This window comes from Curtobacterium sp. P97 (assembly GCF_023712445.1).
Taxonomy (GTDB): domain Bacteria; phylum Actinomycetota; class Actinomycetes; order Actinomycetales; family Microbacteriaceae; genus Curtobacterium.
In genome coordinates, this window is sequence record NZ_JAMAYF010000011.1 from 1 (window position 1) to 21,048 (window position 21,048).

The 21,048-nt window shown below is 74.0% G+C and carries 21 protein-coding genes; 12 read left to right on the forward strand and 9 right to left on the reverse strand.

Annotated elements, in window-relative coordinates; genetic code table 11:
* Window positions 1-258: 258 nt before the first annotated feature.
* The 3 genes from M3677_RS12470 to M3677_RS12480 all read left to right on the forward strand — a co-directional run bounded on the left by M3677_RS12470 (window position 259) and on the right by M3677_RS12480 (window position 2,080).
* A complete protein-coding gene (locus tag M3677_RS12470) occupies window positions 259-429 on the forward strand; it encodes a CsbD family protein (RefSeq protein ID WP_066656081.1) in 171 nt (56 codons plus the stop codon).
* A 65-nt stretch (window positions 430-494) separates the two neighbouring features.
* Complete coding sequence (locus tag M3677_RS12475) at window positions 495-1,670, forward strand: Asp23/Gls24 family envelope stress response protein (protein ID WP_251160701.1); 1,176 nt, start codon at window positions 495-497, stop codon at window positions 1,668-1,670.
* A complete protein-coding gene (locus M3677_RS12480) occupies window positions 1,667-2,080 on the forward strand; it encodes an MFS transporter permease (RefSeq protein WP_251160702.1) in 414 nt (137 codons plus the stop codon). Before M3677_RS12475 ends, M3677_RS12480 begins: the two co-directional genes overlap by 4 nt.
* Before the next feature lie 27 nt (window positions 2,081-2,107).
* Here the strand turns inward: M3677_RS12480 and M3677_RS12485 are convergent, their stop codons facing one another.
* The 4 genes from M3677_RS12485 to rimK form a co-directional block, all read right to left on the reverse strand.
* Complete coding sequence (locus tag M3677_RS12485) at window positions 2,108-3,082, reverse strand: NAD(P)-dependent oxidoreductase (protein ID WP_066658648.1); 975 nt, start codon at window positions 3,080-3,082, stop codon at window positions 2,108-2,110.
* Window positions 3,079-5,838, reverse strand: a complete 2,760-nt coding sequence (locus M3677_RS12490) for an alpha/beta fold hydrolase (RefSeq protein WP_251160703.1) — start codon at window positions 5,836-5,838, stop codon at window positions 3,079-3,081. Before M3677_RS12490 ends, M3677_RS12485 begins: the two co-directional genes overlap by 4 nt.
* A complete protein-coding gene (locus M3677_RS12495) occupies window positions 5,835-6,908 on the reverse strand; it encodes a 3-oxoacyl-ACP synthase III (protein ID WP_066658652.1) in 1,074 nt (357 codons plus the stop codon). Before M3677_RS12495 ends, M3677_RS12490 begins: the two co-directional genes overlap by 4 nt.
* Window positions 6,909-6,976: 68 nt before the next feature.
* Window positions 6,977-8,155, reverse strand: coding sequence for a 30S ribosomal protein S6--L-glutamate ligase (gene rimK / locus M3677_RS12500; protein WP_251160704.1), 1,179 nt, complete (start codon window positions 8,153-8,155; stop codon window positions 6,977-6,979).
* A 68-nt stretch (window positions 8,156-8,223) separates the two neighbouring features.
* Here rimK and M3677_RS12505 point away from each other — a divergent pair, with 68 nt between their 5' ends.
* Complete coding sequence (locus tag M3677_RS12505) at window positions 8,224-8,685, forward strand: RimK/LysX family protein (protein ID WP_066656091.1); 462 nt, start codon at window positions 8,224-8,226, stop codon at window positions 8,683-8,685.
* Between the two features lie 289 nt (window positions 8,686-8,974).
* Window positions 8,975-9,655, forward strand: a complete 681-nt coding sequence (locus tag M3677_RS12510; RefSeq protein ID WP_251160705.1) for a peroxiredoxin-like family protein — start codon at window positions 8,975-8,977, stop codon at window positions 9,653-9,655.
* Window positions 9,656-9,760: 105 nt separating this feature from the next.
* Here the strand turns inward: M3677_RS12510 and M3677_RS12515 are convergent, their stop codons facing one another.
* Entirely contained in the window at window positions 9,761-10,315 is a 555-nt protein-coding gene (locus M3677_RS12515) for a TetR/AcrR family transcriptional regulator (RefSeq protein WP_251160706.1), read from the reverse strand.
* A 23-nt stretch (window positions 10,316-10,338) separates the two neighbouring features.
* Here M3677_RS12515 and M3677_RS12520 point away from each other — a divergent pair, with 23 nt between their 5' ends.
* The 5 genes from M3677_RS12520 (at window position 10,339) to M3677_RS12540 (ending at window position 15,621) form a co-directional block, all read left to right on the forward strand.
* The gene (locus M3677_RS12520) at window positions 10,339-11,568 is read left to right on the forward strand and encodes an MFS transporter (RefSeq protein WP_251160707.1); all 1,230 of its coding nucleotides are present in this window, start codon (window positions 10,339-10,341) and stop codon (window positions 11,566-11,568) included.
* A 10-nt stretch (window positions 11,569-11,578) separates the two neighbouring features.
* The gene (locus M3677_RS12525) at window positions 11,579-12,847 is read left to right on the forward strand and encodes a sensor histidine kinase (protein ID WP_209685822.1); all 1,269 of its coding nucleotides are present in this window, start codon (window positions 11,579-11,581) and stop codon (window positions 12,845-12,847) included.
* The gene (locus M3677_RS12530) at window positions 12,829-13,536 is read left to right on the forward strand and encodes a response regulator transcription factor (protein ID WP_251160708.1); all 708 of its coding nucleotides are present in this window, start codon (window positions 12,829-12,831) and stop codon (window positions 13,534-13,536) included. The genes M3677_RS12525 and M3677_RS12530 overlap by 19 nt, the downstream gene beginning before the upstream one ends.
* Window positions 13,537-13,666: 130 nt before the next feature.
* Window positions 13,667-14,548, forward strand: coding sequence for an ABC transporter ATP-binding protein (locus tag M3677_RS12535; RefSeq protein WP_251160709.1), 882 nt, complete (start codon window positions 13,667-13,669; stop codon window positions 14,546-14,548).
* The gene (locus M3677_RS12540) at window positions 14,545-15,621 is read left to right on the forward strand and encodes an ABC transporter permease (RefSeq protein ID WP_209685828.1); all 1,077 of its coding nucleotides are present in this window, start codon (window positions 14,545-14,547) and stop codon (window positions 15,619-15,621) included. Before M3677_RS12535 ends, M3677_RS12540 begins: the two co-directional genes overlap by 4 nt.
* A gap of 556 nt (window positions 15,622-16,177) precedes the next feature.
* Here M3677_RS12540 and M3677_RS12545 read toward each other — a convergent pair.
* A complete protein-coding gene (locus tag M3677_RS12545) occupies window positions 16,178-17,242 on the reverse strand; it encodes a YeiH family protein (protein WP_251160710.1) in 1,065 nt (354 codons plus the stop codon).
* A 53-nt stretch (window positions 17,243-17,295) separates the two neighbouring features.
* Here M3677_RS12545 and M3677_RS12550 point away from each other — a divergent pair, with 53 nt between their 5' ends.
* Entirely contained in the window at window positions 17,296-17,988 is a 693-nt protein-coding gene (locus tag M3677_RS12550) for a hypothetical protein (RefSeq protein WP_251160711.1), read from the forward strand.
* A 19-nt stretch (window positions 17,989-18,007) separates the two neighbouring features.
* Here the strand turns inward: M3677_RS12550 and M3677_RS12555 are convergent, their stop codons facing one another.
* Window positions 18,008-18,631, reverse strand: a complete 624-nt coding sequence (locus M3677_RS12555; protein ID WP_251155782.1) for an LppP/LprE family lipoprotein — start codon at window positions 18,629-18,631, stop codon at window positions 18,008-18,010.
* Window positions 18,632-18,803: 172 nt separating this feature from the next.
* Between M3677_RS12555 and M3677_RS12560 the strand changes: the two genes are divergently transcribed.
* Complete coding sequence (locus M3677_RS12560) at window positions 18,804-19,145, forward strand: hypothetical protein (RefSeq protein WP_066656115.1); 342 nt, start codon at window positions 18,804-18,806, stop codon at window positions 19,143-19,145.
* A gap of 100 nt (window positions 19,146-19,245) precedes the next feature.
* Here the strand turns inward: M3677_RS12560 and M3677_RS12565 are convergent, their stop codons facing one another.
* On the reverse strand, window positions 19,246-20,103 hold the full coding sequence (locus tag M3677_RS12565) for an ABC transporter permease subunit (RefSeq protein ID WP_251160712.1): 858 nt from the start codon (window positions 20,101-20,103) through the stop codon (window positions 19,246-19,248).
* On the reverse strand, window positions 20,100-21,020 hold the full coding sequence (locus M3677_RS12570; protein WP_209685835.1) for an ABC transporter ATP-binding protein: 921 nt from the start codon (window positions 21,018-21,020) through the stop codon (window positions 20,100-20,102). The genes M3677_RS12565 and M3677_RS12570 overlap by 4 nt, the downstream gene beginning before the upstream one ends.
* Window positions 21,021-21,048 lie beyond the last annotated feature (28 nt).

The following is a 21,048-nucleotide window of genomic DNA, read 5'->3' on the forward strand; positions in this document are numbered from 1 at the left end:
ACCGTCCTCGACGCCGTCGACCACGCCCTGACCACCCTCGACCAGACCCTCGGCCGACAGATCCCGGTCCTGGTCCACCTCACCGGCGGCACCCGCACCGCACTGGCACGCACCACCCGCGTCCAGTGACGCCACCCGGCGGACGACGCCGGACACGAACGCACCACCAGCACCACCGCAACCCGGTCGGACGAGGCAGACCGAGCCTCCCGACCGTCACCACCGGGCACCAGCCCACGAGAGAGAAGGGAACCCACCATGGGACTCGACGACAAGATCAAGAACGCCGCACAGGACCTGACCGGCAAGGCCAAGGAGGCCTTCGGCAACGCGACGAACAACGACGAGAAGGTCGCAGAGGGCAAGAAGGACCAGGCCGCTGCGAGCGCCAAGCAGACCGGCGAGGACGTCAAGGACGTCTTCAAGTAACAGCGGACCACGGCCGTCGCTCCCCGTGGGGAGCGACGGCCGTCCTGTTCACAGAGGAGGAAGCCATGCAGCACGATCCGAACGCCCGGACGCAGATCACCGAGGTCGACCTGCCGCCCGAGCTGACCACCCCGCTCCCCGAGGATGCCGGGCCCCTGGTGGTCGCCGCCCGCACCGCGGCGGAGACGGCGCTCGGCGTGCCGGGCGTCCACCACCTGGGCGGGCTCGTCGCCCGCGCCGCCGACCGCGTCCGCTCGCAGCTCGGCCGCACCGCCGGAGCGCCCGGGGTGCAGGTCGACGACAACGACGGCACGCTCGACGTGACCGTGTCCGTCGTCATCAGCTACCCGCAGCCGGTCCGCGAGGTCGCCGAGGAGGTCCGCCGCCAGGTGGCCGCCGCGGTGTCGCAGCTCGGCGCCGGACAGCCCACCACGGTCGACGTCCGCGTGCTCGACGTGCACGGACCCTTCGACGACGAGCCGACCCCCGTCGACCGGGCCCGGGAGGCCGTGGGCGATGCGGTGGACCGCACGAAGGAGGCCGTCTCGGGTGCCGCGGAGGACGTCCGCGGCGGTGCCGCCGAGGTCGCCGAGCGTGCACGGGACGCTGCGCAGGACGCGGCGGGTGCCACGCGCGAGGCCGCCGGTCGCGCACGCGACGCCGCCGGCGGCGCCGTCGACCGGGCACGGGAGACCGCGGGGGACCTGCGCGAGCGGGCGTCCGACGCCGTGGACACCGCGCGGGCGAAGGCGGCCGACGCCGTCGACACGGCGCGCGAGACCGCATCCGACGCGGCGGAGCGTGCCGCGGAGAAGTCCTCCGACGCCGGCGACGCGGCGAAGCAGGCCGTCAGCGCGGCGAAGGACGCCGCGGCGGACGCCTCGCAGGAGGTCCGCGACCGTGCCTCCGGTGCTGCCTCGGCAGCGACCGACGCCGCGGCCGACGCGGGCGCAGCGGCCTCGGACGCCGCCGACTCCGCAGCGACCGCGACGCAGGACGCGGTGACCGCGACGCAGGACGCAGCGGACGGTGCACGTCGCGAGGGCAGCACCGACGCCGACGAGCCGTCGGTGGAGAGCGCACCCGCCGCGGACGAGCAGGTCGCCGACGCGCTGGACGAGGCGGCCGACCGCATCGAGCACGCCGCGGACGTCGTCCGCGACGAGGCCGACGCCCGCCACGACCAGGCCGCCGCCCACCGCAGCGGCAGCGGCGACGGCGACGGCGAGGCACAGCGATGACCGCGTGGGCGGGACGCCGGGGCACCACCGCCCGGCGTCCTCGCCCGCGCGGCGTCTGGACCACGTCGGGCATCGGCATCGTGCTGGTGCTCGCCGTGGCCCTCGGCGGGTACCTGCCGCTCGTCGGGTTCCTCGGCGGCGTGACCGCCACCACGGCGGGGCTCGTGCCGTTCCCGTTCGTCCGGATCGCCCTCGTCACCGCGCTCGGCCTGGTGGTGGTCCTCGCCCTGTTGCTCTGGGCGCTGACCCGACGGCACACGGTCACGTCGGTGTTCGCCGTCGTGCTCGCGATCCTGGTCAGCCTCGCGGTCACGGCCTACCCCGTGGTGACGATCGCCATCGCCTCGGCGGACCGCGCGGGCGACGTGTGGCCGATCGTCACCGAGCTCTGGCAGCGCTTCACCGGCTGACGGTCCGCCCACCCGACCGACGGCCGGTCAGTGTCCGGCGGCGGCCGCCAAGCGGGCCAGGCCCTCGTCGATCGTGATCGTCGGGGACCAGCCGAGGTCGTGGCGCGTCCGTCGCTGGTCGAACCAGTGGGCGGTGGACAGCTGCTCGGCGAGGAACCGCGTCATCGGCGGCTCGTCCGCCCCCGGACGCACCCGCCACACCGCCTCGACCACGGACCCGGCTGCACGGGCGACGGCGGCGGGCACGTGCAGCCGCGGTGCAGGGACGCCGGATGCGGTGCAGATGCCCGCCAGGAGCTCCCCCACCGGCCGCGGCTCTCCGTTCGTCACGACGTAGGCGTTGCCGTGCACGGCGTCGTCCGCCGCGTGCTCGAGCGCAGCGACCATCGCCGAGGCCGCGTTGTCGACGTAGAGCGTGTCGATGAGCGCGGCGCCCGAGTCGAGGAGCGGCAGCCGGCCGGCACGTGCCCGGTCCACGATGCGTCCGACCAGCTGCGTGTCGCCCGGTCCCCACACCAGGTGCGGGCGGACGGCCACGACCGCGAAGCCCGGCTCGTCAGCCGCCAGCGCGAGGAGCTCCGCGGCGCCCTTCGTCCGCGCGTAGTGCCCGCGGGCGGCCATCGGCTCGGCAGGGTCGGCAGCGGCGCCGGCCAGCGACGACCCGGTGTGCGCCACGGACGGCGACGACACGAAGACGAAGCGCCCCACCCCGGCGGCCCGCGCGGCGTCGAGCAGCGCGCTCGTCCCGGCGATGTTGACCCGCGCGAAGTCGGCCGGGTCCCCGGCGAGCGAGACCTTCGCCGCCAGGTGCACCACGGCGTCGACGCCCTCGACCGCGCGCGCGACCGCAGCGGTGTCCGTCATCGTGCCGAGCGAGTCCTCCACACCGTCGACCCGGGACGGCCGACGCTGGAACGTGCGGACGTCGTGCCCGGCGTCCCGGACGGCAGCGGCGGTCGCCCGGCCGAGGAAGCCGCTGGCACCGGTGACCAGGACCCTCACGGGCGGGTCATCCGGCCGCCGCCGAGCACCGTCGTCGCCCATCGCGACAGCCGGGCGCGGTCGACCTTCGAGTTGTGCCGGACGTCCGTCGGCAGCACCGGGACGACGAGCACCGCGGCGAGCGGGACCCCGGCGGCGGTGCGGACGGCGGCGGCGAGCTCGGCCGACGCGAGGCCGGGACGCCGGGCTGCGGGGACGGTCTCGACCACGGCGACGACCTGCTGGGTGCCGGACGGTCCGGTGCTCGCGATGCCGGCACGGCCGACGCCGTCGACGCGCTCGATGCGCTGCTCGGGTCCGACGGGTGTCACGACACCGTGCGGGGTCGTCACGACGTGCTGGAGCCGGCCCTCGATCCACAGGCGCCCGTCGGCGTCGAGGTGCCCCACGTCGCCGGTGCGGTGCCCGCGCGGGTCGTCGACCCCGAGCCGCGAGACGCGGTCCGTGCGCCAGAGTCGGTCGTAGTGGTCGCGGACGTGCGGGGCCGCGACGACAACCTCGCCCGTGACGCCGGCCTGCTCCGTGAGGTCTCCGGTCGGTGCGCCGTCGGCGTCGAGCGGCGCGATCCGCACGCGCACACCGACCGCCGGTCGACCGACGCAGATGCCGTCGTCGGGAGCGGAACCCGCCGACCGGACGCCGTCCAGGTCGACGTCCGTCATGAGCAGGCCCTCGGTCATGCCGTAGGGCGTGTGCGCCGCTGCGTTCGGCATGAGGTCGGTGGCCGCCCGGAGGAGCGCCGCGGGCACCGGTGCCCCCGCGGACAGGAACAGACGCACCCGACCGAGGGCATCGCGGTCGCCGGCCGCCAGCGCCGGTGCCGTCGCGACGACGTTCGCCAGCGCTGCGGGTGAGAGGAACACCACGGTCGCGTCCACGGCGGCCACCGCGTCGGCCACCGCCGACGCCGTCAGCGTGCGCGGACGGGTGACGTCCATGTCCGGGGCCACCGACCGGGCACCGAGGGCGGGACCGAGCAGGGCGAACGGCGCGAAGCCGGCGACCAGCCCCGTGCCGACGCCGACGCCGTACTGCGCCGCGAGGACGTCCCGCACCGCGGTGAGCTGCCCGTGCGTGTAGACGACGCCCTTGGCCGGACCGGTCGAGCCCGAGGTGAACAGGACGGCCGCGGGTGCGTCCGGCGACGGTGCAGCGGGCAGGCCTGCTCCGGCTGCGAGTCGTCGGGCGCCACGTCGGGCGACCTCGGTCAGGGTGTGCTCCACGCCGAGGACCGCTCGCGCGGGGGCCGGGAGCGCGACCGTCGCGATGCGTCGACCCGGCCACCCGAGTGCGCGCGCAGCTCCGAGACCGGGCAGCGCCCCGATCACCCAGTCCGGCCGGGCGCCGCGGACGGCACGGGTGAGCCCGCGCAGACCGAGGCCGGCGTCCGCGACGACGACCACGGCACCGATCCGGACGCAGGCGTACAGGACGGCCGTCAGGTCGGCCCCTGGCGTGACGAGCAACGAGACGCGGTCGCCGGGACGCACGCCGAGGTCGGCGAGACCGACGGCGACCTCGCGGACACGGCGGGCGAGCAGCCGCCACGAGACCGTCCGCGGGCCGCCGGGAGCGGCCATCTCGACGAGCGCCGGGCTCGCGTCGTCCGCGAGGTCGTCGAGGGCTGCCCAGAGCGGTCGGTCGGTCGCGGGGCCCTCGGTGGTCGCGCCGGTCGCGTCGCTCGCGTCGGCCGTCCGGGCGTCGGCCGTCCGGGCGTCGGCCTGGAGGCTCGACTCGCCACCGCCGGGCGCGTGCCCGTCCGGCAGGCGGTCGCCGAGCCAGTCGAGCACCGTGCCCGCGACGTCGGCGTCGTCCGGAAGCAGGTGACCGGCACCCTCGAAGCGGTGCACGTCGGCGTGCGGCAACCGGTCGGCCAGGTCGTCGAGGTACCGCTCGAGGAACACCGGGTCACGCGGTCCCCACATGACGAGCGCCGGGACCTCGAGCGCCGCGACACCGGCCGCGATCCGGTCGAGCTCGGTCGCGCTGGGGTGCGCGGCGTCGACGGGGATGTCCGCCACGAACCCGCCGATGCCCCCGCGGCGGGCTGCTCCGCGGTACGGCGCCCGGTAGGCGTCGGCGGTCGGCCGGTCGAGCGTCGGGTGCGCGATGGCGAGCGTCGTCTCGAGGAACGCGGGCGTCAGGACGGTGCCGCGACCGAGCACGCCGGGACGCAGGGCCAGCCGCAGCGGTGCGGGGATCGGGGCGTCGTCGGGCTGGTGCACGGCGGTGTTGCACGTCGCCACGCCCACGACGAGGTCGGGGTGGTCGACCGCCCAGCCGAGCGAGACGACGCCGCCCCAGTCGTGCCCGAGCGTGACGACGGGTCCGGCGAGTCCGAGCTCGTCGGTCAGGGCACCGAGGTCGCGCACGCGGTCGGCCAGACGGTGCTGGTCGGCGATGCGCTCCGAGAAGCCCATGTCGAGCTGGTCGACGGCGATCACGCGCCAGGCCGGGCCACCGGCCCGGGCGACGCTGAGCGTGCGGGCCGCGACGGACCGCCAGAGGTAGGACCAGGTGGGGTTGCCGTGCACGCAGAGCAGGGTGCCGACCGGGGTGACGCCGAGCGCCTCGAGCTGACCGGCCGTGTCGAGGAGGTGCCAGGTGCGCGCGGGGTGGTGCGTGCCTCCCGGCCGGCCGTCCGGCGACCCGGGGACGGTGACCAGACGGGACCAGGCCGGGTCGAGTCCGGGCAGGGGCGGCGGGAGCGTCGCCGGGGCCGTGCTGGCAGCGACGCGCGGGAGGCCGGACCTCACCAGCGCAGTTCCATCATCGCCGTGTTGATGCCGGAGCCGACGCCGCCCAGGAAGACGCGGTCACCGCGGGTGATGCCGCCGCGGTCGACCTCGTCGGCCAGGGTGATCGGGATCGACGCCGGGCCGACGTTGCCGTAGCGCTGGTAGGTGGTCGGGACCTTCGTGCGCGGGATGCCGATGGCCTCGACGAAGGCGTTCGTGTGCACGTCGGAGACCTGGTGGAGCACGTAGCGGTCCATGTCCTGCCAGTCGAAGTGCGAACGCGCCTCGGTCCAGGCGGCGACGACGAGCTCCATGCCGCCCTTCAGCAGCATCTTCGCGTCGGTGAACATGCCGTCCACGCTGCCGACGCACAGGTCGTACCACTGCGTCGCCGCGCGGGTGACGCCGCCGATGATGCGGTGCCCCTCGGGGTGGACGTCGGACGGGCCGAGCACGGCGGCCGCGGCGCCGGACCCGAGGGTCAGGCTCGCGAACTCGCTCATGAAGTCCTTGCGGTTCCGGCCACCCTGGTTCAGGCGGTCGATCGTGTTGAGCTGCACCTGGTCGGCGTCCTCGCCGTCCACGATGAGCGCGTACTTGATCTGCCCGGAGTCGATCATGCCCGCGGCGACGCTCATCGCGTTGACGAAGCCGAGGCACGCGTTCGCGATGTCGAAGTTGATGGCCGACGTCGGCAGCCCGAGCCCGTGGTGCAGGCGGACGGCGACGCTCGGCTCGAGGTGCGGACGGGTCACCGAGGTGTTGATCAGCAGGCCGACGTCCTCCGGGCGGATGCCGGCCTCGGCCATCGCGCGACGGCCGGCGTCGATCGCGGCGTCCTGGAAGGTCTGCCCCTCGCCCCAGTTGCGGCGCTCGGTGACACCGGCGACGCGCTCGAGGAGACCGGTCGGGAGACGGAGCCGACGCAGCGCCCCGCGGAGCTTCGCCTCGATGTCCGCGGAGGTCGTCACGCGGTCCGCGACGGTCGTCGCCACCGACAGCAGCGACACGTTCTGGTGCTTCGCCGTGGCGTTGCCGGGGCGCTCCGGTTCGCTGCTCGTCGACTGGTCGACCGGTCGTTCCGTCATGATCGTCACCGACACATACTTCCGCATCCGACCTGGATGTGCGATCCGGGTGCGCTGGGCGGCACCGGTCAGGTGTCCTTCGGCAGCTTGCGGACCTTCGACCGGCGACGCCGACGGTCCGGGATCATCGACCGCATCTCCTCGAGCTTGCCGAAGCAGAGCAGGCGGTCGCTGGCCTGCAGCTCGACGCCGCTGCGGGGGTTCGGGATCACCGAGGCGCCGCGGTGCAGGGTCAGGACCGTGATGTCCCGGTCCCAGAGCCCGGACTCCTTGATGGTCTTGCCGACCAGGTCGGCGTTCGTGTGCACGAGGAGCTCGGCCACGCCGTAGCCGGTCGAGACGCTGAGGCGCTGACGGACGTCGATCTCCGGGAACGCGACCTGGTTGCCGATGAAGTCGATGATCGCGCCGGCGACGTCGAGACCCGTCGCACGCTCGATGCCCTCGAGCCCCGGCGAGGAGTTGACCTCCATGACGAGCGGTCCGTCGTTGCCCTCGAGCATGTCGACGCCCGCGACGCGGAGCCCCATGATCTGCGCCGAGCGCACCGCCGCCTCCTCGTACTCGGGGCTCAGGGTGACCTTCTCGACGGTGCCGCCGCGGTGCACGTTCGAGCGGAACTCGTCGCCGGAGGCACTGCGACGCATCGCAGCGACGACCCGGTCCCCCACGACCAGCGCACGGATGTCCCGGCCCCGGCTCTCGGAGACGAACGCCTGGATGAGCACGTTCTGCTTCGTGGAGTGCAGCGTCTCGACGATCGACTCGGCGACCTTCGCCTCGGGTGCCAGGATCACGCCGATGCCCTGCGTGCCCTCGAGCAGCTTGATGACGACCGGCGCCCCACCGACGCTGTCGATCGCCCCGCGGACGTCGGCACGGCTGTTCACGAACGTGGTCGCGGGCATGCCGATGTGGTGGCGGGACAGGATCTGGTTCGCCCGGAGCTTGTCGCGCGAGTTCGTGATGCCCGTCGCCGTGTTCGGCGTGTAGACGTCCATCTGCTCGAACTGCCGCACCACCGCGGTGCCGTAGTAGGTGATCGAGTTGCCGATCCGCGGGAGCACGGCGTCGTAGTCGCTGAGCAGCTTGCCCCGGTAGAGCAGGTCGGGCTCGTCCCCGGACAGGTCGATGGCGAACCGCAGGGTGTTCAGCACCTTGACCTCGTGGCCGCGATCGACCGCTGCGGCACGCAGACGCTGCGTCGAGTACGCGTGCGGGGCGCGCGACAGGATGGCGAGTTTCATCGGGGTTGCTCCACGGGGTCGAGACGTCGACGGCGACGCTCAATCAAAGCATGCGACAGGATGGGCACATGGCCCGGAACCCGACGATCGCAGGATGGCGTGAGTGGGCTGCCCTGCCCGGGCTGGACCTGCCCTGGATCAAGGTGAAGCTCGACACCGGGGCGCGGAGCTCGGCACTGCACGCGTTCGACCTCGAGGAGCTCCCCGGCGACCGCGTCCGCTTCTCGGTGCACCCGTGGCAGGACACCGACGCCGACGCCGTCACGCACGAGTGCGACGTGCACGACCGACGGATCGTCCGGAGCTCGACGGGGCACACGCAGGAGCGCATCGTCGTGCTGACGCCGATCACGCTCGCGGGTCGCACGATCGACGCCGAGGTCACGCTGAGCAACCGCGACCAGATGGGCTTCCGCATGCTCGTCGGCCGCGAGGCGCTGCGCCAGGGCTTCCTGGTCGACCCCGCGCGGTCGTTCATGGCCGGCCGGGCCCCGAAGGAGATCCGGCGGCGCAACCGCGGTCGCGCCTGAGGCGCGGGGCGGGCCGCTTGCGCGACGGTGCGCGCCGCGCGCAGCGCGCTCCTCGTGGCCGACGGCGTCTGGCCGTGCGCGGCGCTCCCGCACAACGGGGAGCAATCCGCGCCACGTCGTTGCGTGGTGCGGCGTGCTCTCGGTTGTGCGCGCCTCCCGTCCGCCGCTCGGGTCGCGCTCCGCAGCCCGGATGACGCTCCGTGACGACGCCCGTTCCCCCGCCGAGGTGACGTGCCTACGCTCCACGCACCGGCCCAGTCGCCGGCGTCCCGGACCCGAGGAGACCGACGTGACCGACGTGACCGACCAGACCATCGCCCGCCAGGTGGACGACTTCAACCAGGGCTTCACCACCCAGATCGGCCCGGAGCTGTCCGCGGTCTTCGACGGCGAGCAGGCCGACCTGCGCGCCTCGGGGGTGCCCGACGGGGTCGTCGGTGTCGGCGAGACCGCCCCGGACGCGCGACTCGTCACCCCGACCGGCCACGAGACGTCGTTCGCCGCCGTCCGCGGCTCCACGCCGACCGTCGTCGTCTTCTACCGCGGCGCCTGGTGCCCCTACTGCAACATCACGCTGCGCACCTACCAGCAGGAGCTCCTGCCGGCGCTGCGGGAGCGGGACGTCCAGCTCGTCGCGGTCTCGCCGCAGACGCCGGAGGCCGCCGAGCAGTCGATCGCGAACGGGGAGCTGGAGTTCCCGGTGCTGACCGACCCGGAGAACGTGCTCGCCGGACGCTTCGGCATCGTCACGGAGCCGAGCGCAGCCGCGCGGGCGGCGCACACGCAGCTCGGGTTCGACGTCGCCGACAGCAACGCCGACGACACCGCGGCGATCCCGTTCCCGTCGGTCTTCGTGATCGACGCGGACGGCGTGGTCCGCTCCGCTGACGTGCACGTCGACTACACGACGCGCACCGAGGTCGCGGACGTGCTGACCGCGGTCGACGCCCTGGTGGTCCCCGCGCCCTGACCGGCCGCTCGGCGCGGAGCCGACCGGAGCGGACGGGAGGCGCGGGCCGGGTGACGGACGTCCGTCACCCGGACCGCGCCTCCCGACCGCACCGCGGCGCGGCCGTCAGGGCAGGAGTGCGGACGCGACCGCGCGTGCGGTGGCGGAGTCCACAGCGGGGTCGCGCAGGCGCATGGCCAGCGCACCCGAGACGACGAGCAGCAGCTGCTCGGCGAGCGCCGGGGCACGGTCGCCGACGAGCGGACGAGCCGTCTCCGTCAGCCGCCGTCGCAGGGTGTCGGTCTCGCGGTCGAGGACGGCGCGCAGGTCCTCCGGGGCATCGACGTACTCGGCAGCGGTGCCGAGGAAGGCGCACCAGCGGGAGCCCGTCGGGGTGGACCGGTACTCGTCGAGCGCGTCGAACACGGCGAGCAGGCGGCCGCGGTCGTCGGTCGCCCGCTCGAGGGCACGGTCCCACGTCGCGACCCAGTCGTCGTGTCGTCGGTCGAGCGCCGCGGCGACCAGGGCCTCCTTGCTCGGGTACCCGCGGTAGAGCGTCGCCGACGACACCCCCGCGCGTTCGAGCACCGCGTCGACGGGGGTCGCCGCGATCCCGCGGGTGAAGAACAGTTCCTCGGCGGCGTCGAGCACCCGTTGCTCGGTCCCTGGACGCATCGCCATGCAGCCAGCCTAGGGTCGCAGAAGTGAAACGATCGTTTTCGTTACCGACTTCCGTCCTGCTCGCGAGCGGGCTGGGGCTCGTCGCTGCGACCTACGGCCTGGTGCGCCTGGCGTTCGGGCTCTTCCTGCCGGACGTCCAGCGCGACCTCGGCTTCGGCGCGGACGTCGGCGGTGCGGTGTCCTCGGGCGCCTCGGTCCTGTACTGCACCGGTGCCGTCGTGGGGTTCCTGCTCGCCGACCGCGCCGCCCGGGAGCTCGTCGTGGTCGCGGCGCTCACCGCAGGCCTCGGCGCGATCACGACGGCGGCGAGCGCGACGACCGTCGTGTTCGGGGTGGCCGCCGTGGTGGCGTCGACCGGGGCCGGGCTGGCGTCGCCGGCGATGGTGCAGCTGGTCGCCGGCCGGCTCGACGGCGCCGCACGCGACCGGGCCCAGGCGGTGGTGAACTCCGGGACGGGCCCGGGGCTCGTCGCGGCCGGGGTCCTCGCGCTCGTGCTGCTGCCGGACTGGCGCACCGCCTGGGCCGCCGCCGGCGTGGTCACGCTGCTGGTCGGTGCGGTGGTGTTCCTCGCGGCCGGAAGAAGAGCACCGGACGCGCGCTCCACCCCGGCAGCGGCCCAGCGCTCCGCGCTCCAGCGCCCCGCGGTCCGGCGCCCCGCGCTCCGCGCGGCGCTCCCGGGACGGTCGTGGTTCGGCGCACAGGTCGTGCCGGTCGTGGTGGCGCTGCTCTTCGGTGCGGGCTCGGCGGCGGTCTGGACCTACGGCCGCTCGGCGCTCGTCGGAGCCGGCGTGCCGAGCGGACTGACGGTCGTCGCCTGGATCGCGCTCGGCGTCGGCGGGGCCTCGGTCGCGGTGACGGCACGGTGGACGAGCGGGCTGCCCGCTGCCCGCCTGTGGCTGCTGACGACGACGCTCGCCGCCGTCGCGGTGCTCACGCTCGGGCTGCTGCCCCACGTCGTCGGGGCCGCACTGGTGGCGTGCGCGCTGTTCGGGTGGGGCTACACCGCGGCGACGGGCGCGCTCATCGCCTGGACGACGGAGATCGACCAGGGCCACGCGGCCGCGGGCACCGCGCTGCTCTTCGTGGTGCTCGTCGCCGGCCAGGCACTCGGGGCAGCGGCGGCCGGCGTGCTGGTCGGGCCCGCGGGCACGGCGACGACCTTCACCGCGGCAGCCGCCGTCGTGGCGGTCGCTGCCACCACACCGCTCGTCGTCGCCCGGCGGGACCTGCGGCCGGCGGCGCCCACCCGGTAGCGTTGCCCGCATGGGGTGGACGAGGGAGGGGTGGGCCCGGTTGCCCGTCGGACCGCGGGAGCACCGGCAGGACGCACTGCTCGCGCTCGTGCTCGGCGTCGGGTTGGCCGTCACGACCACGCTGTACGGCGCCGCGGGCGTCTACGAGGACGACCAGGCGCCGTGGTGGGTGTCGGCGCTCATGGTGGTCGCGAACGCCGCGCCGATCGCGTTCCGCCGCCGCTGGCCGATGACCGTCGCCGTCGTGTCCGCGCTGGCGTTCGCCGCGACACAGCTGCTCCACGTCCCCGAGATCATCCTCGTCAACTTCACCCTCTTCATCGCGCTGTACACGGTCGGGGCGTGGTGCTCGGACCGGATCCGTGCCGAGGTGGTCCGCTGGGTGATCATCGGCGGGATGTTCGCGTGGGTGTTCCTCGCGCTCTCGTTCGGGTGGGCGGTGCCGAACGCGCTGCCGAACGACGACGACGCCCTGATCCCGCCGTACATCGCGTACTCGCTCGTCAACATCCTCATCAACGTGCTGTACTTCGGCGGCGCCTGGTACGCCGGCAACCGCGCGTGGGCAGCCGCGGTGGCCAAGCACGACCTCGCCGAACGCACCGCGGAGCTCGCCGCCGAACGGGAGCGCACGGCTGCCCAGGCGATCACCCTCGAGCGCGTGCGGATCGCCCGCGAGCTGCACGACGTCGTGGCCCACCACGTGTCGCTGATGGGTGTCCAGGCCGGAGCCGCCCGACGCGTGGTCGGCCGCGACCCGGAGCAGGCGACCGCCTCGCTCACGGTGGTCGAGGACAGCGCACGCACCGCGGTCGAGGAACTCCGCCGGATGCTGGGGACCCTGCGCGAGGACGACCCCGGCGCGAGCGCGACCGACACCGCGCCGAGCACGGCCGGGCTCGGTCGGATGCCGGAGCTGGTCGACGCCGTCCGCTCCTCGGGCCGGGACGCCGGGCTCGTCGTGGTCGGTGACGAGCGCTCGGTGCCGCCGACCGTCGGGGCCGTGGCGTTCCGCATCGCGCAGGAGGCCGTGACGAACGTCGTCAAGCACGCCGGCCCCACCGCCCGCGCGGACCTGCGCCTGCGGTACCTCGACGACGGCATCGAGGTCGAGGTCGCCGACGACGGACACGGCGCCGGCGCGGTCCGCGACCCGGGCGGCAGCGGGCTGGGCCACGTCGGCATGCGGGAGCGCGTCGCCGCCGTGGGCGGTCGCATCGAGATCGGGCCCCGCGCCCGGGGAGGGTACCTGGTACGGGCATGGCTGCCGACGACCTGACGATCGTGCTCGCGGACGACCAGGACCTGGTGCGTGCCGGCTTCCGCGTCATCCTGGAGTCCGAGCCGGGCTTCCGCGTGGTCGGCGAGGCCCCGGACGGCGGCGCCGCGGTCGACGCGGTCGTCGCGCTGCGACCCGACGTCGTGTGCCTCGACGTCCAGATGCCCGGCGTCGACGGGCTCGAGGCGGCACGACGCATCGGCGCGCTCCCGGACCCGCCGGCGGTGCTCGTGCTCACCACGTTCGACGACGACGACGCCCTGTTCCAGGCGCTCGAGGCGGGGGCGAGCGGGTTCCTGCTGAAGAACGCCTCCCCCGAACGGCTGATCGACGCCGTCCGCACGGTCGCCGCCGGGGACGCCCTGCTCGCCCCCGACGTCACGCGCCGGGTGATCAGCCGCGCGACCGCCGGGCACGGGCCCACCTGCCCCGCGCACGCCGGCCACACGGCGTCCCCGGTCGACGACGGTGCGGCCGCCATCGCCGACGCGGGGCTCACCGAACGCGAGGCCGAGGTCCTGCGACTGCTCGCGCGCGGCTGCAGCAACGCCGAGATCGCCCGCGCGCTCTTCGTCGGCGAGGCGACCGTCAAGACGCACGTGTCGAACGTCCTGCAGAAGACCGGCGTGCGCGACCGCATCCAGGCGGTCGTGTGGGCCTTCGAGCACGGCGTCTCCTCCGCGGCCTGACGGACCCCGCTCCCCCGTGCGGTGGAGCCGGGGCGTCGGGAAGTCCCGCCTCCCGCCGGAGGTGGGCAGCGCCTCCCGGACCGTAGCGTCGAGACGTCGGCGAGGACCGCCGGCGGAAGGGGAACGGGCGATGCTCACCATCGAAGGCGTGACGAAGCACTTCGGCGACCGCCGGGTGCTCGACGACGTGGGGTTCTCGGTCGGCAGCGGCCGGCTGACCGGGTTCGTCGGCGGCAACGGCGCCGGCAAGACGACCACCATGCGGATCCTGCTCGGCGTGCTGCAGGCCGACACCGGGCACGTGTCCATCGACGGCGCCGAGGTCGGCCCGACCGACCGCCGCCGCTTCGGCTACATGCCCGAGGAACGCGGGCTCTACCCGAAGATGCCGGTCGCCGAGCAGATCACCTACCTCGCACGCCTGCACGGTGTCGACAAGCGGACCGCGGGGCAGCGGACCACCGCGCTGCTCGAACGACTCGACCTCACGCAGCACGCGAGCGACGCCGTCGAGAAGCTCTCGCTCGGCAACCAGCAGCGCGTGCAGGTCGCTGCGGCGCTCGTCCACGACCCCGAGGTCCTGGTGCTCGACGAGCCCTTCTCGGGCCTCGACCCGATGGCCGTCGACACCGTGCTCGGCGTGCTCCGCGAGCAGGCGGCGAGGGGTGTCCCGGTGCTCTTCTCGAGCCACCAGCTCGACGTGGTCGAGCGGCTGTGCGACGACGTCGTGGTGATCGCCGACGGGACGATCCGTGCCGCCGGCTCCCAGGAGGACCTGCGCCGCAGCGCCGGCCCCGCCGCGTGGGAACTGCTCGTCGACGGCGACGTCGCGTGGATCCGCGACGAACCCGGCGTGACCGTGCGCGAGTTCGACGGCGGGTACGCGGTGTTCGAGGCCGACGAGCCCACGGCGCAGCGCATCCTGCAGCGCGCCGTCCAGCACGGCACGGTGGGCTCGTTCGCCCCGCGCGTGCCCCGTCTCAGCGAGGTCTTCCGGGAGGTCGTCCGATGACCAGCCACTTCGTCGACGCCGTCCGGCTCGTGACCGTCCGCGAGATCCAGGCCCGCGTCCGCAGCAAGGCCTTCGTGGTCTCCGCCGCGATCCTGGTGCTCGCCGTCGTCGTGTCCGTCGTCATCGCGGGCATCATCGGCAAGGCGACCGCAGACGACACCACGCCCGTCGCGGTGGTCGACGGCGTCTCGCTCCAGTCCACCGACGGCCTCGACGTCACCCCGACCACCACCGTCGCCCAGGCCGAGCGCCTCGTGCGGAGCGGTGACGTGGACGCCGCCGTCGTGCCGTCCGACGACACCCTCGGGTACAGCGTCGTCGGGCTCGAGGACACCCCGACCGACGTCGTCGGTGCCCTCAGCGTCACCCCTGCGGTGGAGCTCCTGCAGCCCGGCACGCTCTCGGCGGGCCTGGTGTCCGCCATCGGCATCCTGTTCGGCGTCGTCTTCTTCACCTCCGCCGTGACCTTCGGGTCGTCGATCGCGCAGAGCGTCGTCGAGGAGAAGTCGACGCGGGTGGTCGAGATCCTGATGGCCGCCATCCCGGCCCGTGCCCTGCTCGCCGGGAAGGTGCTCGGCAGCAGCATCATGGCGTTCGCGCAGATCATCGCCATCGCGATCGCCGGCGCCGTGGCCCTCGCGGTCACCGGGCAGGACAACCTGTTCACGTTGCTCGGCCCCAGCGTCCTGTGGTTCGTCGGCTTCTTCGCCGTCGGCTTCGTGCTCATCGCCGCGCTGTTCGCCGCGTCCGCCGTGCTCGTGTCCCGCCAGGAGGACGTCGGCAGTGTCACGATGCCCGTGATGCTCCTCGTGATGATCCCGTACATCCTCATCGTCTCGGCGGCGGACAACGAGACGATCGTCGGGATCATGTCGTACGTCCCGTTCAGCGCGCCGATCGGGATGCCGATGCGGATCTTCCTCGGGACCGCCGAGTGGTGGGAGCCGATCCTGTCGCTGCTGCTCGTCGCCGCGTCGGTCGTCGTGGTCGTCGCCGTGGGCGCGCGCATCTACGAGAACGCGCTGCTCCGGACCGGCGGACGGGTGAAGCTGACGGAGGCGATCCGCGGCTGACGTCGCCGCACGACGGACGGGAGGCGCGGCGCCGGCTGGCACCGAGCCTCCCGTCCGGAACGCAGCCGCGCCGGGCGCGGGGCGCCCCGCACAACCAGGAGCACGTCGCGCCACGGAACCGCACGGCGCGACGTGCCTCCCGTTGTGCGGGAGCCCGTCACGTCACGCTGGCGCCGCCGGACGGGAGGCACGGTGCCGGCTGGCACCGTGCCTCCCGTCCGGAACGCAGCCGCGCCGGGCGCGGGGCGCCCCGCACAACCGGAAGCACGTCGCGCCACGGAACCGCACGGCGCGACGTGCCTTCCGCTGTGCGGGAGCCCGTCACGCCACGCAGGCGCCGCCGGACGGGAGGCACGGGACCGGACCGCACCGTGCCTCCCGACCGGAACGCAGCCGCGCCGGGCGCGGGGCGCCCCGCACAACCACACGCACGTCACGCCACGGAACCGCACGGCGCGACGTGCCTTCCGCTGTGCGGGAGCACGTCACGCCACGCAGGCGTCGCCGACGCGACGGCTGACGCACGGTGCCGGCTGGCACCGTGCCGCCGGGCCCGTCAGAGCTGGCCGAGGGCCGCCTGCACGCCCAGGCTCGTCCCCGCGACGAGCACCCACAGCACGATGCCGAGCAGCATCGGCCGGAACCCGGCCCGGCGGAGCGCCGCGAAGTCCGTCGAGACCCCGACGGCCGCCAGCGCCACCGTGATGAGGAAGGTCGCCGCCGTCGAGAACCCCGGGGCCGCCGCCGCGGGCAGGACCCCGGTGGTCCGGAGGAGGACCACGACGAGGAAGCCGACCAGGAACCACGGGACCAGCCGCAGCACGCGGACGCCCCCGGCGCGACCCGTGCCGTCGACGGCGGCGTGCTGCGAGCGGGCGGTGCGGCGCGCCTCCAGGCCGGCGAGCCCGATCACGATCGGGATGATCATCAGGGTCCGCACGAGCTTGACGACGACGGCGGTGTCCGTCGCCTGACGGCCGTAGACCGTGGCGGTCGCGACGACGGAGGACGTGTCGTTCACGGCGGTCCCGGCGAAGACGCCGAACGCGTGCTGGGACAGGCCGAGCGCGTGGCCGACGAGCGGGAAGACGAAGACCGCGGCGATGTTGCAGAGGAAGATCGTCGACAGGGCGTAGGCGACCTCGGCACTGGCGGCACCGACCACGGGGGTGACGGCGGCGATGGCCGATGCGCCGCAGATGCCCGTGCCGACCCCGATGAGCGTCCGGAGCGTGCTCGACACCCGGAGCAGCCGGCCGATCCCCCACGCCGCGACGAGGCACACCACGAGCGTGGTGAGCATCACGGGGAGGGTCTCGCCGCCGATGCGCAGGACCTCGCCGATCGACAGCTGTGCGCCGAGGAGCACGACCGCTGCCTGCAGGACGCGGCTCGACGCGAACTTCACGCCGGGCTGGAGCCCACCGAGGTCGGCTGCTCCGTCGTCCTGGGCCCGTCGACGCCGGACGAGCCAGCCGACCAGCGCACCGAGCAGGACGGCCGGCACCGGACCGCCGACGACAGGGACCGCGCGGCCGACCAGGGTCGCGGCGACGCCGATCACGACGGCGAGCGCGACACCGGGCAGGGCAGCGACGAGCGCCGGGCGGGACAGGGGCATGCGGACCAGCATCCCACCGTCCGGGGCCCAGACGGTACGGGCAGGCTGAGGTGGTGGACCATCAGTCGGAGCCGTGGGTGCAGCGACTGCGCGACGGCGTCGTACCGCCGCTGTGGCCGTTCGTCGCGGGCGCGCTCGGCCTGTTCGCCGTCGCGGTCGCCGTGCTCGTCGTCGAGGCCCGGTTCGTCGACCAGGCGTCGCTCACCGGCCGCGGCTCGGTTGCCGTCCTCCTGCCGCTGCTCGGCGCCGTGGGGTGCGTCGTCGCGCCGATCAGCGCCTGGCGGGACGGACGACGGGACCGACGTGCGCTCCGGCACGCGCACGGCCACGGCCGGGGTCGACCGGCGTTCCACCTCCCGGTCTCCGCCCGCGGGACCATCGCCGGACAGGACCTCCCCGACCCGCGGATCGCACTCGTCACCGTCGACCGGAGCGGGCTGCTCGGCTGGTCCCCCGTGTCACCCGACCCGGTGGTGACGATCCCCTGGACGCGCGTCGCACGGATCGACCTGGCCACGAAGGACCACCGCGGGCGACGGGAGGACTACGGGCTGTGGCTCACCCTGACGGACGGCGGAACGTTCGTCCTCGAACCGCGTTCGGCACTCGGTCGACCGTTCAGCGCAACCCAGCCCCGGCTCGGCGTCCTGCGGGACGTGCTGCGGGCGCTGCGCCCCGGGTCAGGGCCCGGGTCACGGCCCGGGTCCGGGTCCGGGTCCGCCGGTCGACGCGGAGCACCGCGCTGAGTGACAGGGCGGCGGGACGTCACCGGGCGGGCGGGACGTCCCCGGACATCTCAACGCGACCGGCAGCGTCGTCCCACGTGTACGTCGCGGTCGCTCGACCGGAGGGGTCGGCGTTGCTGTCCGCACCCTGCGGGTAGCGGTACTCGACGCGGATCGCCCCCGCGGACTCCCGCGTCACCTGCGGGACGAACGGGTACTGCTCCTTCGTCGCCGTCCCCAGGTACGTCCCGTCGTGGAAGAGCAGGATCGCGACCGGCGAGCTCGCGGTGCCGTCGACGACGCTGACGGTCACCGCGGACAGCGCGGCGCAGCCGTCGTAGACCGAGGTGTCGGCGTTCGACGCGTCCCACCGCGCCGACTCGAGGCCGGCGGGCAGCGGGAGGTCGGCGATCGGACCAGCGGCGGCGGCGGCCCCGTCGGACGGTCCGCAGGAGGGTGTCGCGGTCGGCGTCGACGACGGGCCCGGGGTCCCGCTGCCCGTCGTCGACGACGAGGACGACGCCGAGGTCGAGGGCGTGACCGTCCGCGTGACGGTCGCGGTCGGGCCACCGCCGCCCCCGCCGGTGCACCCCGCGAGGGCGAGGGACGCCCCGACGACGATCAGGAGCAGGCCGGCGGGACGGGAGTGACGTGTGGTGCGCATGGGACCACCCTGCCCGCCGCGCTGCCCGGATGTTCATCCCCCGACCGCACCGACGCCTGGAGACCCCACCGCCTGTCGGCGTACCATCCAGGCGGAAGCAAGGGCGGTTCCGAACACCTCCCGAGCACCGACCTCACGGGCCGGTCGAGTCAGACACAGATCAGAGCACGCCGTGACCGAACACCTCATCGAGTACGTCGCCCGCGACCGGACGGGCATCACCACCGTCGTCACCACGACCGGTGTCTTCGACGTCGACACCGTCATCGACCACATCCGCGCCGGGCACGCCGGCTACTACGTCGCCGCCGATTCGTGGAAGCGGACGCCGGTCCGGAGCATGTCGTTCATCGGCGGTTCCTACCTGTTCGCGAACTGGGACGGCTCGAAGCGGAACATGCTCCACGACCTCGCCTTCCGGATGCCGACCCGTGCGGTCGAGGTCGTCCAGCAGCCGCGGCGCTCGTGGCGACTGACGCGCGCCCTGCGCGGGCTGTTCTCACGGGCGGCCTGAACCGCCGGTACCCGGCTGCGGACGGACGGGAGGCTCGGTGCCGGTCGGCACCGAGCCTCCGTTCCGTCACGCCCCGCGTCGCGAGCCGCGCGGCTCGTCGTCAGACGTCGCGCTTCTTGACCGCGGCCAGGGCGAGGACACCGATTCCGACGACCCACGCTGCCAGGACCCCGCCGCCGGCCCAACCGTTCAGCACGACGCCCTCGGGTGCGGGCTGGCCCGCGGACCGCTCGTAGGTGTAGAGCTGGCTGCCGGCCTGGTCGGGCAGGAAGCGGGACACGTCGAGGAGCCACTGCTGGTCCACCAGCCCCGCGAAGAGCTGCAGCACGATCGGCAGGACGAGCAGCACGCCGAGCGCGATCGCGATGCCACCGGCGCTCGACCGGACCAGGAGGCCGATGCCGAAGGCGAGCAGTGCGATCCCCGTGACGTAGACCGACGAACCGAGGATCGGCATGAAGACGGCGGGGTCGGCCAGGTCGGCGTGCACGCCCTTGTCCGCCTGGAACAGCGCGACGAGCACGACCCCGATCCACGTCGCCGCCGCACTGACCACGAAGGTGGCCACGGCGAGGACGACGGCCTTGGCGAGGATCGCGCCGGTGCGCCCGGGGTCGGCCGTGAAGGTCGAGCGGACCTGCCCGGTGCCGTACTCACCCGTGATGATGAGGACACCCAGGACCGCGGCGACCAGCACGGTGAAGCCGACCGACGAGATGCTGAGGTTGACGATCTGGGCGTTCGCGACCGCCTGGGTCACCTCGGCGCCCTCGGGCAGACCGACGATCGGCGCGTAGAGCCCGAGCAGCGCACCGAGCCCGATGGTCAGCGCGACGATGATGGCGTAGCACCACCACGTCGACCGGATGCTGCGGAACTTGATCCACTCGCTGCGGACGAGTCGACCGAACCCGAGTCCGACGCGGTCGGGCATCGCGGTGGCCGTCGCGGCGCTCATCGTGCGACCTCCGCCTGGTACTCGACCTCGTCCTTCGTGAGGGCCATGTACGCCTCCTCGAGGCTCGCACCCATGGGGGTGAGTTCGTGGAGCACCGCGCCGGCACGGGCGGCGATGGTGCCGATCTGCTGTGCGTCGGGACCGACGACCACGAAGGCGCCGTCCTCGCGCGGGGTGATCGACGACGCCGCTGATCCCACGGCATCGAAGAGCTGGTCGGGGTGCGGGGTCCGGACGAGGGTCCGTGCGCCGCCGCCCTGTCCGCTGCCCGCGACGAACTCCGCGATCGGGGCGTCGGCCAGGACCTTGCCGCGGCCGAGCACGACCACGCGGTCGGCCGTCTGCGCCATCTCGCTCATGAGGTGACTGGAGAGGAAGACCGTGCGTCCCTCGGACGCCAGGTGCCGGGCGAGCTGGCGCACCCACACGACGCCGTCCGGGTCGAGGCCGTTGACCGGCTCGTCCAGGATCAGGGTCCTCGGGTCGCCGAGCAGTGCCGCCGCGATGCCGAGCCGCTGCCCCATGCCGAGGGAGAACCCGCCGACGCGCTTCTTCGCGACCGACTCGAGGCCGGTGAGCTCGATCACGTGGTGCACGCGGGACTTCGGGATGCCGTGCGTCGCCGCGAGCGAGAGCAGGTGGTTGTACGCGCTGCGCCCGGAGTGGACGGCCTTCGCCTCGAGCAGCGCGCCGACCTGGCGGAGCGGGTCGCGGAAGGACCGGTAGTCCTGGCCGTTCACCCGGACGCGTCCGGACGTGGGCGTGTCGAGGCCCATGATCATCCGCATGGTCGTGGACTTCCCGGCGCCGTTCGGCCCGAGGAAGCCGGTGACGCTGCCGGGACGGACGACGAAGGAGATGTCGTCGACGGCGGTCTTGGCGCCGTAGCGCTTGGACAGATGCTCGATCTCGATCACGTGGTCCACGCTATTTCCGGGACACCGT